The sequence below is a fragment of the Psychrobacter sp. H26 genome, from assembly GCF_059073035.1.
In genome coordinates this window covers 2384463-2400872 of sequence record NZ_JCACRW010000001.1, presented here as the reverse complement: position 1 = coordinate 2400872, position 16410 = coordinate 2384463, and the positions used below count along the sequence as shown (strand labels likewise).

Genomic DNA, 16410 nt, shown 5'->3' with positions numbered 1-16410 from the left:
TAACTGTTATTAGGACAACTTTTTAATATATTGTAATAACTGGTCAGTAGACGTATCAAATTGACCTTGAGACTCTTTTTGCATGGCATCATGGACCGACTCTGCCATTTGTTTGCCCATCTCAACGCCCCACTGGTCAAACGGGTTAATATCCCAAATACTGGCCATCACATAAACTTTGTGTTCGTAGAGCGCGATTAGTGCCCCTAAACTATGCGGTGTGAGCTCATCAATAAGCAATGTGGTTGATGGTTGATTACCACGGTAGTACTTGTATTTATCTACACGAGATACTGTTGTTTGATCGACCAGTTCTGTCACAGCAGCATTACCAAATGCCAGTACCCGACTTTGCGCCAGACAATTGGCTAAAGATAGTTCATGCTGCTGCTGTAATGAAGTATTTTGCGCCTGATCACTATAGCGACGTACGCAAGCGATAAAATCACAAGAGACTTGCTGCGTTCCTTGATGCAAGAGTTGATAAAAGGCATGCTGGGCGTTTGAACCAATTTCTCCCCACAGAATCGGACAAGTATCATAGTCGATACGATCGCCATACTGGGTAACTGACTTACCATTACTTTCCATCTCAAGCTGGGTAAGATAGCTCGGTAAATAACCTAGCCTGCCATCATAAGGCAATACGGTGTGGGCACTTACTTTCAAAAACGTACTATTCCACACTGCTAGCAATCCTAACAATACTGGTAAATTGTCTGCAAAATCAGCTTGTGCAAAGTGCTCATCCATACTATGTGCACCGCTTAATAGCGCCTTAAAGCCACTCATTCCAATACGAATAGCAATGGCAAGGCCAATTGCTGACCATAGAGAAAAGCGACCGCCAACCCACTCCCAAAGCTCTAACTGGTGCTCAGGATGAATTCCCCAAGCACTCATTTTTTCACTATTGGCTGAGATGCCGATAAAATGCCGACGCAATACACTATCTTCTGTACCTGCACGGAGTTTTGCCGTCGCAAGTAGCCAAGATAATGCCGTCTTAGCATTCGATAAGGTGTCAACCGTACCAAAGGATTTGGAAGAGATAATAAATAAAGTGGTTTCAGGATTTAAGTGCTTAAGTAGATTATCGAGTTGAGTACCATCCATGTTAGAGACAAAATGTACCTCGATACTAGTATCTGCCCATTCATCAAGCGCCGTAGTCGCCATAAGTGGACCAAGGTCAGAACCACCGACTCCGATATTAACAACATCAGTGATGGCCTTTCCTGAGAACCCACGCCACGTTCCGCTACGAACACGCTCGGATAGCCTCGCTACCTGCCTTAGGCTGTGATGTACATCGGCAACAATATTTTGCTCACCTGCTTGTAGCTTTGCTGTTTCGGGTAGACGCAATGCTGTGTGCAACGCCGCACGCTCTTCACTGTTGTTGACCATCGCACCTTGCATAAGCGCATCAATTCGAGAGGACAACTCACAGCTGTCTGCTAGCTGTAATAGACTGTCCATTACCTGCTCATCTATGCACTGCTTGCTATAGTCCATATACAATGCAACCGCTTGGGTGCTAAAGCGTGTCGCACGGCTATCATCTTGCGCAAATAAATCTGCCAGCGACCATGACCGCGATGCAAGCGATTGCAAGTGCTCCCAATGCTGAGAATCACGAGCACGCTTATACTTCTTATTGCCTTTTATCTCTTCCATTGGTTATTTATCGTCCGCTAGTTGCTGCTCGGAAAAGTAGATAAAAGCCTGCATATATGAGCGCATGTCACCTGCGTCATAACTATCACCGCGCATAGTGGTGACATGCACGCCGTACTTACTAATCAAAGCATCAATCGCATCCGTTAGTTGAATTTCACCACCGACTGAAGCTTTTGTATCGGCCAGATAGTCAAAAATATGATTACTAAAAATATAACGGCCTACAACCGCCAGTCTCGAAGGCGCTTCTGCTAAGCTTGGCTTTTCCACAAATCCTGCAACTTTAAAGCTAGTATTAACATCTACGTGGTCGTTCACTTCACTATTACTACTCAGTTTAGCAATACCATATTTATGCACATCCTCATCTGCCACTTGATCAACCAATATCTGTGAATGACCATCTTTAGCAAATGCATCGATCATAAAAGCCAAATTATCAGCCGACATGTCATTAGTAAACGGATCAAGCACAACATCTGGAAGCAATACTGCAAAATCATGCTCACCGATGATTGGACGCGCTGCCAATACCGCATGTCCTAAGCCCAAAGCTTTACCTTGACGTATCATCGATACTGTGACGTCTTCTGGTAGCCAGTTCAAGCTGTCAGCCAGCTCATCTTTACCTTTATGGCGCAGTTGATTATCAAGCTCAGCATTGACATCAAAGTAGTTTTCAATTGCGCTTTTTTGTGCATGACCGACCAAGACGATATGCTTAATACCTGCAGCAATGGCCTCTTCTACCACGTAATGAATAGCTGGACGATTACCCAAAGGCAACAACTCTTTAGGTACAGATTTAGACAATGGCAACATACGAGTACCAAAGCCTGCGACGGGGATAACAGCATGCGTTATTTTATTCATAGTTTTTTAGCTATATTCAAAAGATGAGTTTAGAGAAAAATGTTAAATAAGTAATAGGATTTAATAAATCTTAAGACATAGTATATCCATTTGGATTCATACTCTGTTTACGTAAAATATCTTAACAAATATAACCTATAACAATTTCAAAAGTCTCAGATTAATAGCTACGATACAACTTATGCAAACTTATACAAGTGTGCGAACCTATATATCCAGCACCGCCAGTGACTAGTATTTTGTTTTTCATAAAGTTTTCAGACATAAAAAAGACACCCCATTGTAGGGGTGCCCTTTCAAAATTTCAACAAAGCTTTGGTAGTTAGTAGGCTTTTGCCTATCTTACCAACCAGTAACTTCTTTTAGCTTGTCACCAAGCTTAGATGGGTCACGCGTATATGCGATACCAGCATCTTCAAACGCCTTGAATTTTTCTTCAGCAGTACCTTGACCACCAGAAATGATAGCGCCAGCATGACCCATGCGCTTGCCTTCTGGAGCGGTAACACCAGCGATATAACCAACAACTGGCTTGGTTACATGGTCTTTGATGTAAGCAGCAGCTTCTTCTTCAGCAGTACCACCAATCTCACCGATTAGGATAATCGCTTCAGTTTGTGGATCCGCTTCGAATAGTTTTAGGGCATCAATCTGGTTCATACCAGGGATAGGATCACCACCGATACCGATACAAGTTGACTGACCAAAACCAAGCTTAGTAGTCTGAGCTACCGCTTCATAGGTCAAAGTACCAGAGCGTGAGATAATGCCCACTTTACCTGGCTGATGGATATGGCCTGGCATGATGCCGATTTTGCACTGGCCTGGAGTGATAACGCCTGGGCAGTTAGGACCAACCAAACGTACGTCGCCCGCTTCTTCAAGATAGCGTTTTGCTTTTAGCATATCGATAGTCGGTACGCCTTCAGTGATCACAACGATCAACTTAACGCCAGCATCGATTGCTTCAACGATAGAGTCTAGTACAAATGGTGCTGGTACATAGATGACAGAAGCGTCAGCTTGAGTCGCTTCCATAGCCTCCGCCATAGTGTTAAATACTGGTAGGCCTAGGTGCGTTTGACCGCCTTTACCTGGAGTCACACCACCAACAACTTTGGTACCATATTCGATGGCTTGCTCAGAATGGAACGTACCATTTTTACCAGTAAAACCCTGTACCAATACTTTGGTATCTTTATCGATTAATACACTCATTATATTTTCCTTGTATTCGGTTGTCTTGCAATAATGGTCTTTATGACTCTTATTATCAGATATTGATAACCAATCTTTGTTATAAAAACCACTATTACGATTTGACTACTATGCTTAAAGACTTAGGCTTTAACAGCATCGACTATTTTTTGAGCCGCGTCAGATAGACCTTGAGCTGAAATCAGTTTTAGACCAGACTCTTCTAGGATTTGTGCGCCTTTCTCAGCGTTGTTACCTTCTAAACGCACGACCACAGGTACTTGTACATCAACTTCTTTGATAGCAGCGATGATAGCTTCTGCAATCATGTCACAACGTACGATACCGCCAAAGATGTTGATTAGAACGCCTTCAACACTGCTGTCTTCTAGAATAATTTTGAACGCTTCAACAACGCGATCTTTGGTTGCGCCGCCGCCAACGTCCAAGAAGTTGGCAGGCTTGCCGCCATACAACTTGATGATATCCATGGTCGCCATTGCAAGACCAGCACCGTTTACCATACAACCGATGTTACCTTCTAGAGCAACATAGTTTAGGTCAAACTCAGCTGCTTTAAGCTCACGCTCGTTTTCTTGCGTCTTGTCTTGTAGCGCTGCAATTTTAGGCAGACGATATAGTGCGTTTGAATCGATACCGATTTTGCCATCAACACAAACGATTTCGCCGTTTTCACGTACTGCCAATGGGTTGATTTCCATTAGGGCAAAGTCGTTTTCTACGAATGCTTTATAAGCGCCAGTCATCAATTTAACGAACTGGTTAATTTGCTTGCCTTCTAGACCAAGTTTGAACGCAACATCACGCGCTTGGAAAGGCATTAAACCAACTAAAGGATCAACATTTACTTTGAAGATTTTTTCTGGGGTGCTGTGTGCTACTTCTTCGATATCTACGCCACCTTCGGTAGATGCCATGAACGTTACACGGCGAGTTGCACGATCTACCACTGCACCAAGATATAGCTCAGTCTGTACTGGGTACATATCTTCTGCAACCAATACGAAGTTTACTGGCTGACCGTCAGCGTCAGTTTGGAACGTTACTAGGTTAGTACCGATCAGCTCTTCAGCAACTTGCTTCGCTTCTTCACGAGTTTTAACCAGCTTTACGCCACCCGCTTTACCGCGACCACCAGCATGTACTTGCGCTTTAATTACCGCAATATCAGTTGGGGTTTTATCGAAAGCTGCAGCAGCTTCTTCGCCGTTATGGGCGATGATGCCTTCTTGAATTGGCAAACCGTAGCTTTTTAATAGCTCTTTTGCTTGATACTCATGTAAATTCATTGATTGTATCCTTTATTTTTTACAATTAATAAAAAGTGAAATCAAGTACGCACATATATTAAGCATACATATAACGCACTCATGATCGTGGCTATCGCCAACATAGCGATACCACAATCAGGTTGTAAATCGACAATAACTAAATTAACTACTTATTTTTTACGTTTTTTGCGCTGGATAGCATGGATAGCACGGCCGTCTGCAGATAGAGCAGCTTCATGCACTGCTTCTGAGATAGTTGGATGTGCAAAGGTCATTAGCTGCAAATCTTCAATGCTAGAGACAAACTCCATCGCAATCATACCTTGATGGACAATATCACCAGCACCAGCAGAGATCGCATGCATACCTAACAGACGATCTGTTTTCGCATCAGCGACTACTTTCACAGAGCCTTGAGCTTCACTTTGAGCAAGTGCACGGCCGTTAGCAGCTAAGTTGAACGAACCGGTCTTCACTTCGTAGCCAGCATCGATAGCTTCTTGCTCAGTCAAACCTACCCATGCAATTTCTGGGTGAGTATAAATGACATTGATGATAGTGTCATAGTTAACTTGAGGTTTTTCGCCATGAATACGCTCAACAGCCATCATGCCCTCTTCCATAGCTTTATGCGCAAGCATTGGACCACGGACCAAATCACCAATAGCATACACGCCATCAAGGTTGGTTTTACACTGGTCATTGACATCGATAAGGCCACGTTCAGTCAACGTGATACCGCTGTCATCGCCAAGCAGTTTTTCAGAATAAGCGCGGCGACCAACACAAACGATTAGCTTATCAAAGCTTTCCTCGCTCGACTCGCCTTTGTTTTCGCTAGTGACGACAACTTGGTCACCTTGAACTTCAGCGTTGGTTACTTTGGTATCGACACGAATATCAAGACCTTGCTTCTTCAGCATTTTGCCAGCTTCTTTTGAGATGTCTTTGTCAGCGGCAGCTAAGAAGCTAGGAAGTGCTTCGTAGACTACCACTTCTGCACCTAGGCGACGCCATACTGAACCAAGCTCAAGACCGATAACACCAGCACCAATAACGCCTAGACGCTTAGGTACTTCAGTGAAATCAAGTGCGCCAGTTGAATCAACAATACGGTCACCATCAGTTTTGGCAACAGGAATCTCGATAGGCACAGAACCTGCCGCAAGAATAACGTTCTTAGCAGTGATCGTCGTTTCGCTGTCGTCTTCTAGAGCAGTAAATTTGACTTTTTTGTCAGTGCCCGTACCATCAACTAGAGTACCCCAGCCTTGTAGCCAGTCAACGCCATTGCCTTTTAGCAACGCTGCAACACCGCCAGTCAATTGCTTGACGATACCTTCTTTGCGCTCTATCATTTTTTCGATATTGATAGCAACGTCACCAGTACTGATACCGTGCTCGTCAAGATCATGCTTAGTGGCTTCATAACGATGTGAGCTGTCAAGCAAGGCTTTTGATGGGATACAACCAACGTTTAAGCAAGTGCCACCAAGTGCTGGCTCACCTTTATAAACGCGCTTTTCGATACAGGCAACGCTCATACCGAGTTGACCTGCACGAATAGCCGCTTCGTAACCACCAGGACCGCCGCCGATGACGACTAAATCATAATTGTCTTTCATAGTACGTTCCTATTTTTAATTGTATGTGTCATTTAAATAGATTGTTATCTTAATGATAAATCAGTACGGTCTACACTCTATGGTTAATACACCATATCAGTGAGAAAGACTCACTTATCGCTAGTCGATAGTAAGTCACCGTTTTTAAAATCATTTTCATGTATGTCAGCGGATTAACTGATTGCTGACTGAGCAAAACTATAATCTGTACTAAAGTGAAAAAGCTTGTATCGGCTATTGCCAATACAAGCTTAGAAGCTTACAAGTCTAGTAGCAACATGGCTGGGTCTTCGACCAACTCTTTGATAGTTACTAGGAACTGTACGGCCTCTTTACCATCAATCATACGATGGTCATAAGATAGCGCTAGGTACATCATCGGTAGAATTTCAACCTTACCATCAACAGCCATTGGGCGGTCATTTATAGCATGCATACCCAAGATAGCGGTTTGTGGTGGATTCAGGATAGGCGTTGACATCAATGAACCGAACACACCGCCGTTAGAGATGGTAAAAGTACCACCAGTCATATCTTCTAGACCAAGCTTACCTTGCTGTGCTTTACTACCAAACTCACGGATGGTGCTTTCAACATCAGCCATGCTCATGCGGTCAGTATCACGAAGTACTGGTACTACTAGACCACGGTCTGATGATACGGCCACACCGATATCATAAAAACCATGATAAACAATGTCGTCGCCATCTAATGACGCATTTACTGCTGGGAAACGTTTAAGTGCTTCTGTCGCTGCTTTGATAAACAATGACATAAAGCCTAGACGTACGCCATGACGCTTCTCAAATTTTTCTTTGTACTTAGCGCGCATGTCCATCAATGGCTTCATGTTCACTTCGTTAAACGTCGTCAACATCGCTGTGTCTTGTGATGCTGACAATAGACGCTCAGCAACACGCTTGCGCAGACGAGTCATTGGAACGCGTTTTTCTGTACGTTCACCCATTGACTCAGCAACAGGACGACCACTATCAGATTTAATGCTACTGTCCGATTTTAGCGTTGGGTTTGCCATGTCCGTTTTGGTGACACGACCGCCGCGACCACTACCTTCAACTTCTTTAGGATCAACGCCAGACTCTTTTGCCGCTTTGCGAACTGCTGGGCTTTGATCTTTGTGATCTGCTTCGTCTTTTTTGTCAGTCGCTTGTACTGGCTCACCGCCGTCTGCAGCTTGCTTTTCTGATGCAACTGGCTGCTCTGTTGTTTCTGCAGCTGGTGCTTCGCCTGCACTTGCACCCGCTTCGAACTGTGCAATCAATTCATCAGACAATACTGTGTCGTCAACTTGCTTGACGATTTTAGTTACTACACCATCATCAGGTGCAACAACTTCTAGTACTACTTTGTCAGTCTCGATCTCAGCTAGTAGGTCATCACGATTAACTTGTTGACCTTCAGTGACATGCCATTCAACGATTGTGCCATCGGCAACCGATTCTGGAAAAACGGGGGCTTTGATGTCAGCCATCGATATACTCCTTAGATGTGGATATTCATACTTATTATTAAGTCGTGATAGGCAGCCAGTATTCGTTAAAAGTAACGCTTAGATTGTACTAACGGATACTAACTGTCATCGCCTGATTCATTTATCTGCTATAGTCTTTCGGTTAGATAACCTGTTACTTAGATAGCTCATCGACACTTATGCCAAGACCGCCAGCAATCAATGCTTGCTGCTGCTGAGCATGCAGTTTTGGCGAGCCTGTTGCAGGTGCTGCACTAGGAGGACGTGCCACCGGCTCCATGACTTTTGCCTTAGTTGGATGCGGTACAACAATACGGAACATATGCGGGGCCAGATAGTACCAAGCGCCTTGGTTCAGTGGTTCTTCTTGCGTCCACACAATCTCAGTCAAGTTGCTATATTTCTCAATCTCAGCAACCAAACGTTGCTCTGGTAATGGATAAAGCTGTTCAATACGTACGATAGCAACATGATCAAGACCCAATGCGCGGCGCTGCTCTAGTAGATCGTAGTAGACCTTACCACCACATAGCACCATGCGAGTAACTTTGTCTGCGTTGTGGTCGTCCATCTCTGAAATTACAGTTTCAAACTTACCATCGGCAAGCTCTTCTAGATTAGACGTTGCCAACTTATGACGTAACAAACTCTTTGGTGACATAACGATCAAAGGCTTACGAATCGGGCGTACTGCTTGACGACGCAAGGCATGATAAATTTGCGCAGGAGTCGTTGGCGTAATAACTTGCATATTGTCTTCAGCACATAGTTGTAAGAAGCGCTCAAGACGCGCAGAAGAATGCTCTGGACCTTGACCTTCAAAACCATGTGGCAATAGCATTGTCAAACCACAAACACGCTGCCATTTAGTCTCGCCGCTTGAGATGAACTGATCAATAACGACCTGCGCACCGTTCACGAAGTCACCAAACTGCGCTTCCCAAACAATCAATGCATTTGGTACTGTCGTAGCGTAACCATATTCAAAGGCTAATACGGCTTCTTCTGATAGCAATGAATTATAGGTAGCAAAGCGTGCTTGCGTTTCACTCATGTGAGCGAGTGGCACATACATGCTGCCGTCATTGACATTATAGATTTCACTGTGGCGATGCGAGAATGTACCACGGCCTACGTCTTCGCCCGTAATGCGTACCAATACATCATCGTTATCGACCAATGATGCATAAGCCAATGTCTCAGCTGCACCCCAGTTAAGAGGCTCTTCACCAGTCTGCATAGCTAGACGCTGCTCGACTACTTTTTGAACTTGGCGTTGTAACTTGTAGCCCTCTGGCATTTCAGCCATACGGCGTCCATAAGCTTTTAGCTTTTCGATATCGACACTAGTGTCCCAGTCGTCAACCAATTCGTGACCTAAATAAGGCTTCCAGTCTACAAATAACTGCTCGTTAGGTTCTTGTACTAGTGAGCTGGCAACATAATCACCACGATCTAAAGATTCACGATAGTCGTCTTCATATTGCTTTTCTTCTTCACTATTTAAAAGCCCATCAGCGATAAGCTTCTGTGCATAGATGGTACGTGTCGTAGGCAGTTTCTTGATAACTGCATACATCAGTGGCTGCGTGGCTGAAGGCTCATCTGCTTCATTATGTCCGTTACGGCGATAGCAGAAAAGATCAATGATAATGTCTTTATCAAACTGATGACGATAATCTAATGCCAACTGAGCTGCAAATACGACTGATTCAGGATCGTCACCATTCACATGCAAGATAGGCGCATGTACCATCTTAGCAACGTCAGTACAGTATTCGGTTGAACGAACATCTTCTTGACGGCTAGTAGTGAAGCCAACTTGGTTATTGATAACAATATGTACAGTACCGCCAGTGGTATAAGCACGGGTTTGTGACATTTGGAAGGTTTCTTGAACCACACCTTGACCGGCAAACGCAGCGTCACCGTGAATAACGATTGGCAATACTGAATTACCACCAGTATTATCTAACAATGGCTGATCATTACGGCGTACTTGGCGTGCACGTACTGAGCCTTGTAGTACTGGTGCAACGATTTCAAGATGAGATGGGTTAAACGCTAGTGCCAAATGCGCTTCACCACCTGGGGTCATCACATTCGATGAAAAACCATTATGGTATTTAACGTCGCCTGAGCCTTTTTCTGGTTGTACTTTGCCATCAAATTCGTCAAACAGATCCGCAGGATTTTTACCTAGGATATTGACTAGTAGGTTAAGGCGTCCACGGTGAGCCATACCAATGACCATCTCTTTTGTGCCATAGCCACCAGCACGTTGGATGATTTCATTGATAGCAGGAATGAAGCTTTCGCCGCCCTCTAGACCGAAACGTTTAACACCCGTATATTTACGTGCTAAGTACTTTTCTAGACCTTCGGCAGCAGTCAGGCGCTCAAGAATAGATAAGCGCTTTTCTTTATCAAAATGGATATAGCCCAAGTTGGTTTCTAAGTATTCTTCCATCCAGCGCTTTTCTGTACTGGTGGTGACGTGCATGTATTCGATACCAATATGACGGCAGTACACACGCTCCATGATTTCGATAATTTCACGCAATGGCGCTTCATTTTTACCGATTACTAAATCATTGGTTGGGAATACAGTATCAAGGTCTGCTTCTGATAAATTATGATAAGCAAGCGTTAGATCTTCTACTTCTGCACGTGGATGCAAATCTAAAGGATCAAGTTTGGCACGGCGATGGCCACGGCGACGATATGCGGAGATTAATTGCTGCACACCCATTTGCTTTGGATCAGTACAGTTATTTGAGGTACCACTGCTTTGGTCAGTGCTTTCATCACTTACTTTGTTTGCAGTCTGATTGCGAGCAAGTAATAAAAATTGGTCCTTAATCGCGTTATGCTTGGCATCGTCTGACGATTTGTACTGTTCAAAGTACGCTTGCCAATCTGTGTCAACACTATCAGGGTCTGTTAGGTACTGCTCGTAAAGAGCTTCTATATAGCTGGCATTATCAGCGGCCAGTTCAGTATGTCCTTGGTCCGCTTTTTCTTTAGTTATACTATTCATAATAATCGTCTATTTGATAGATAAATGAATGGAATCGTGCTTATTATGGTGTCAATCGCTAGATGCTAGGCATATAGACAATTTGTCATATCCCGTTAAATACTATTTGATAAAACACTTTTATCCCTAAGTATTGCCGTCACTATAGAATATTGCCGTCATTGTCTAAAGAAGCAAGGGATGCTAAATAGTGATAACAAGTCTTATTGCAATACCTATATTAAAAATAAAATTATTTGTGAACGCTCAGTTTTGTTAACTGACTCGTTTCACAACATTAATTTATATATACTTCTTTTAGCTATAACCGATTGGTAAGTTGTAAGTTATTAACAATCAACTAAAATTCTAGCTAACCTTTAAAATGGCTGTTAAGGCTAAAACATCTTATATCTACTAGAAATTTTGTCCATCAAGACAGAAATACATTGCTGTATAGCCTATCACGACCATTTTTTGTGACATAGTTTGTTTGTTCAATACTAAGTATTTACGTAATGAATATCTATTATCAATTATACAAACACAATAATTGTATACATAACGTTTTATTCTATTAATTGATACGTATTACTGAACCACTTAAGCAGCATTTAATCGTATTCAATATTGTCAAAAACGTAATTATACCAAACTTTTCTCGTGTCTATATCCGATTATATAGATTGATTGTCTATATATTATTTCTTCTTACACACAACCAACGTATTGCATATGGTGTTTTGCCAGCTCGATGGCTGAATATTGACCATTTGCGAGTCAAACTTACTGCTTAATTTTCCTGCTACTGTAATCTAAAACTCTATAGGTAAGCCTGCTTGGTATAGAGTTAGTAGAGTATGCACGCAAATATATCTAAGTCCGTTCAACTAACAAAAACACCACCTAACGAATAGGTGGTGTTTTTCGTACTGTATCTATTATAACTGATGCGCTTGTAAACTACTAACCGGCTTGATCAATCAACATATTACGTAGATGGCCAATGGCTTTGGTTGGGTTCAAGCCTTTAGGACAAACCGATACACAATTCATGATACCGCGGCAACGGAACAAACTAAACGGATCGTCTAGACGAGCCAAACGTGCTTGGGTATCACCATCACGACTATCAGCAACAAAGCGATAAGCGTGCAGTAACGCTGATGGACCTAGGAACTTGTCAGGGTTCCACCAAAATGATGGGCAACTGGTTGAACAGCACGCACACAAGATACACTCATACAGACCGTTCAGTTTTTCACGCTGTTCAGGTGACTGTAGACGTTCCGTCGGCGGCGCTGGCTGATCATTGATCAAGTACGGGTGTACTTTCTCATATTGCTCATAAAATTGGTTCATATCAACAACCAAATCACGAACCACTGGCAAACCAGGTAACGGACGAACCGTTACTTTTTCTGGTAGGGTATTCATGTTGATTAAACATGCTAGACCATTTTTGCCGTTGATGTTCATGCCGTCAGAACCACAAATACCTTCGCGACAAGAGCGACGGAAGGTGATTGTTTCATCTTCTTTCTTTAGGCGTAATAATACGTCAAGCAACATACGATCTGAATCAAGTAATTCAATCGTATAGGTTTGCATGCGCGGCGCTGCGTCCACATCAGGATCGTAGCGGTAGATTTCGATGGTGCGAGTACCTCGGCTCATAATGCTAAACTCCACACGTAGGTGATGGCGGGCATACAAAGACTGCAACATATTAGCGCTGGCTATTAATTGATACTGATAACTAAATATCGAGTATCAATCAATAACTTAGTAACGCTGGTATGAGCATGTAGCTGGCGGTCACCTTTTTAATAAATTAATAAGGGATAAAACGTTGAGACTGCTGTTGCATGTTGGCTATGAACCAAGCATGCAATCTAGAGTTAATAGACGCGAACTTTTGGTTCAATATAGTCAACAGTCAATGGTACTTTGCGAACGGGCTTATAAATAATACGGTTGCCTTCAGAATACCATAAAGTATGCTTCATCCAATCGTGGTCGTTACGACCGTTTGGTGCGTAATCATCATCTTCTGGACGGTCATAGTCAGATACACTGTGCGCGCCGCGGCTTTCGTGACGTGTAGCAGCTGATATCATAGTGGCTTTTGCTACTTCGTACAGATTTGCCACTTCAAAAGCTTCGATGCGTGCTGTGTTGAACACTTGTGATTTATCGCCAAGATGAATTTTTTCGATCTTATCGCCTAGCGCTAGGATTTTCTCAACGCCTTCATCCATCATTGCTTGGGTACGGAATACACTAGCATGCTTTTGCATAGTTGCCCGAATCTCATCAGCCACGTCTTGCGCATTGTAGCCTTCAGTAGACTGTTGCAACTTGTCTAAACGCTTCACTGTAAAATCAAGCACACGTGGATCAAGCGGCTTGTAGTTGTGATCAGCGTGATGGAACTCATCAACGATATGTTTACCCGCTGCACGGCCAAATACGAGTAGATCAAGTAGTGAATTCGTACCTAAACGGTTGGCACCATGAACACTCACACAAGCACATTCACCGATTGCATAAAGACCTTTAACCACATTGCCTTTAGCATATAGGCCGTCTTCATCAGTACCTGCTTCTAGATCTGGCACAACAACCTGACCATGAATAGTGGTTGGAATACCGCCCATCATGTAATGAATGGTTGGGATTACTGGAATTGGTTCTTTTGTGATGTCGACGTTGGCGAAGTTTTTACCAATCTCAAATACTGATGGCAAACGCTTCATGATGGTTTCAACGCCTAGATGCGTCATATCCATAACGATATGATCAGCATTAGGACCACAACCACGGCCTTCCTTGATCTCTTGGTCCATTGAACGTGATACGAGGTCACGTGGTGCCAAGTCTTTCACGGTTGGTGCATAACGCTCCATGAACGCTTCACCATCTTTATTACGCAAAATAGCGCCTTCACCGCGACAACCTTCAGTCAGTAGTACACCTGCACCATGAACACCAGTTGGATGGAACTGCCAGAATTCCATATCCTGCAATGGGATACCAGCACGTACTGCCATGCCAATACCGTCGCCAGTATTGATATAAGCATTGGTAGACGCTGCAAAGATACGACCCGCACCGCCTGTCGCTAGGACAGTAATTGGTGACTGGAATACCGCAACCGTACCCGTCTCTTGCTCAAGCGCAACGACACCGTTGATGTTACCCGCTTCGTCTTTGATCAAATCAAGGGCAATCCACTCGATAAAGAACTCAGTGCCTTGCTCTAAATTCTTTTGATATAACGTATGTAGCAGCGCGTGACCTGTACGGTCAGCAGCAGCACAAGCACGTTGTACAGCTTTTTCGCCATAGTTAGACGTATGACCACCGAACGGACGCTGATAAATCGTACCATCTTCGTTACGGTCAAATGGCATGCCCATGTGCTCAAGCTCATAGACCACTTTTGGCGCTTCACGGCACATATACTCGATAGCATCTTGGTCACCCAACCAATCTGATCCTTTTACGGTATCATAGAAGTGGAAGTGCCAGTTGTCATTGCTCATGTTACCCAAACTTGCACCGATACCACCCTGAGCGGCAACCGTGTGCGAACGCGTTGGGAATACTTTGGTAAGGACTGCAACCTTCATGCCCGCTTCCGCTAAATGCAATGAAGCACGCATACCTGAGCCGCCGCCACCAACGATGACTGCATCGTAGTTTAAGGTCTTGATATTACTAATGGTATTGTCTTGTCTAGTTGCCATTACGGTTTTCCTAATGCCTGTTAATGCTCAGAAGTTAATTAAAACTCTTTAAAAAGCTTGTATCACATTTATGAAAGCTCACTATTTGGCTATTTCATAAACTTGTAACATAACAATCTAAACAGTCTGCAACCACTTCATGTGCATATCTATCGTTATACTGGACTAAGCCTACTCAGCTATAATCAGATTAGCTGGTCATCAATGCTAGTCCAATGCTATGACTATTCTTGGCTATCAGCAGATAATTGCGATTATCTTTCCAACCAGTTTATCAGTTGGATATACCTGCTGTTATATATAGATATAAGAGGTATTTGTTCAATGGTTAAACAGCAGCGATACCGAAACCGTTACCCCAAAAAATCATAATGCCCCAAAATAGAAATACTAAAATAGCGATAATCATCAATGACTGTAGTACTAAACGTAAACCTGCTGCGCTTGAGCCTAGCTTGCCTGTCGTAATATAGTCAGTAAATACTGTCCACATACCGACCCAAGCATGGCCAGCCAGTGCAAGTACTGCAACCAAACTGAATAAACGCATCGGTAAACTGGTCATAAATGATGACCATTCAATGAAAGTGACATCACCATGGGTCAAAAAGAAGCCCAGCAATATCACGCTATAAACGGCTAAAACAACAGCACTAATACGCTGAATAATCCAATCACGTGAGCCTGAACCTGTCAGACCAGTAGCACTTTTGATTCCTGAATCATTTTTTATCATTAGAACATCACCCATACAAATGACGCGACAACTAAAATCGCAGCGATCACAAAACTGACCATCGAGGCAGTGCGGCCAGATTTTAGCTCTTCGTTCATGCCCATATCAGCAAATAAATGTTTCATACCCATTACGAAATGATAGGCAATAGCGGCAACAAATATCCATGCTAAAAAGCGCACAAGTACGTTGTCAAATACAGTTGCAAAACTCTCAGGCGACGCCAGTGAGTTCTGTAATAACCATAGCATGACAGGAATTAATAAGAATAAAATAATGCCAGAGATACGATGCAAGATAGAGGCGATCGCAATCGGTGAGCGATTAACACTAATCACTTGGCTTAAAGGCAGATCAATAGGTCGGTTGCTTTTCACAGCGGGCATCCTTTTTGCGGTTATACTCCTGTATCTGCTATCGAGGCCTGACATGAATAGTGTCAGATGAGCGTCGAGCAACACACGAGACGAATAAAGTAAGGAAGAGCTAGCTGACTTCTTTTAGTTTGCGCTAAATATGAAGAAAGGATCATGTATATAAAGGTAGTAATAGACTGTTCAACATCGCTTGTCGAGATGACAGGCCTATCAAACAACCCATCTATTATACAACAAAGAGAATAAACATGAGTAAGATCGACTAACCAGTCTATTTTTATTGGTCGTATGAAGTGCAAGACAACGTTAATATGTCCTCTACTTCAGAGCGAGCCGCATACTAAGCAACAGATACTTGTGCTCA

At 43.2% G+C, this 16410-nt stretch carries 11 protein-coding genes; all 11 read right to left on the bottom strand.

Translation table 11 applies throughout. The features are described from left to right. Positions 1 to 9: 9 nt before the first annotated feature. Positions 10 to 1680, bottom strand: coding sequence for a glucose-6-phosphate isomerase (gene pgi, locus AC5JPT_RS09960; protein WP_493857968.1), 1671 nt, complete (start codon positions 1678 to 1680; stop codon positions 10 to 12). 3 nt (positions 1681 to 1683) lie between these two features. Continuing rightward, positions 1684 to 2556, bottom strand: coding sequence for a UTP--glucose-1-phosphate uridylyltransferase (locus tag AC5JPT_RS09955; protein WP_493857967.1), 873 nt, complete (start codon positions 2554 to 2556; stop codon positions 1684 to 1686). Between the two features lie 342 nt (positions 2557 to 2898). Continuing rightward, entirely contained in the window at positions 2899 to 3774 is an 876-nt protein-coding gene (gene sucD, locus AC5JPT_RS09950; protein ID WP_101204626.1) for a succinate--CoA ligase subunit alpha, read from the bottom strand. A 122-nt stretch (positions 3775 to 3896) separates the two neighbouring features. After that, the gene (sucC, locus tag AC5JPT_RS09945) at positions 3897 to 5063 is read right to left on the bottom strand and encodes an ADP-forming succinate--CoA ligase subunit beta (protein ID WP_201579290.1); all 1167 of its coding nucleotides are present in this window, start codon (positions 5061 to 5063) and stop codon (positions 3897 to 3899) included. Positions 5064 to 5215: 152 nt separating this feature from the next. Then, positions 5216 to 6670, bottom strand: a complete 1455-nt coding sequence (gene lpdA / locus AC5JPT_RS09940) for a dihydrolipoyl dehydrogenase (protein ID WP_493857966.1) — start codon at positions 6668 to 6670, stop codon at positions 5216 to 5218. A gap of 259 nt (positions 6671 to 6929) precedes the next feature. Next, positions 6930 to 8162, bottom strand: a complete 1233-nt coding sequence (gene odhB / locus AC5JPT_RS09935; protein ID WP_493857965.1) for a 2-oxoglutarate dehydrogenase complex dihydrolipoyllysine-residue succinyltransferase — start codon at positions 8160 to 8162, stop codon at positions 6930 to 6932. Between the two features lie 154 nt (positions 8163 to 8316). Further along, on the bottom strand, positions 8317 to 11202 hold the full coding sequence (locus AC5JPT_RS09930; protein ID WP_493857964.1) for a 2-oxoglutarate dehydrogenase E1 component: 2886 nt from the start codon (positions 11200 to 11202) through the stop codon (positions 8317 to 8319). Positions 11203 to 12147: 945 nt separating this feature from the next. Further along, complete coding sequence (locus tag AC5JPT_RS09925) at positions 12148 to 12858, bottom strand: succinate dehydrogenase iron-sulfur subunit (RefSeq protein ID WP_192518379.1); 711 nt, start codon at positions 12856 to 12858, stop codon at positions 12148 to 12150. 224 nt (positions 12859 to 13082) lie between these two features. Further along, positions 13083 to 14933 (bottom strand): succinate dehydrogenase flavoprotein subunit, encoded by a 1851-nt coding sequence (gene sdhA / locus AC5JPT_RS09920; RefSeq protein WP_319050699.1) that lies wholly within the window; start codon positions 14931 to 14933, stop codon positions 13083 to 13085. Between the two features lie 328 nt (positions 14934 to 15261). Then, the gene (sdhD, locus tag AC5JPT_RS09915) at positions 15262 to 15666 is read right to left on the bottom strand and encodes a succinate dehydrogenase, hydrophobic membrane anchor protein (protein ID WP_319050869.1); all 405 of its coding nucleotides are present in this window, start codon (positions 15664 to 15666) and stop codon (positions 15262 to 15264) included. A 2-nt stretch (positions 15667 to 15668) separates the two neighbouring features. Further along, a complete protein-coding gene (gene sdhC / locus AC5JPT_RS09910; RefSeq protein WP_319050700.1) occupies positions 15669 to 16055 on the bottom strand; it encodes a succinate dehydrogenase, cytochrome b556 subunit in 387 nt (128 codons plus the stop codon). Positions 16056 to 16410: the final 355 nt, after the last annotated feature.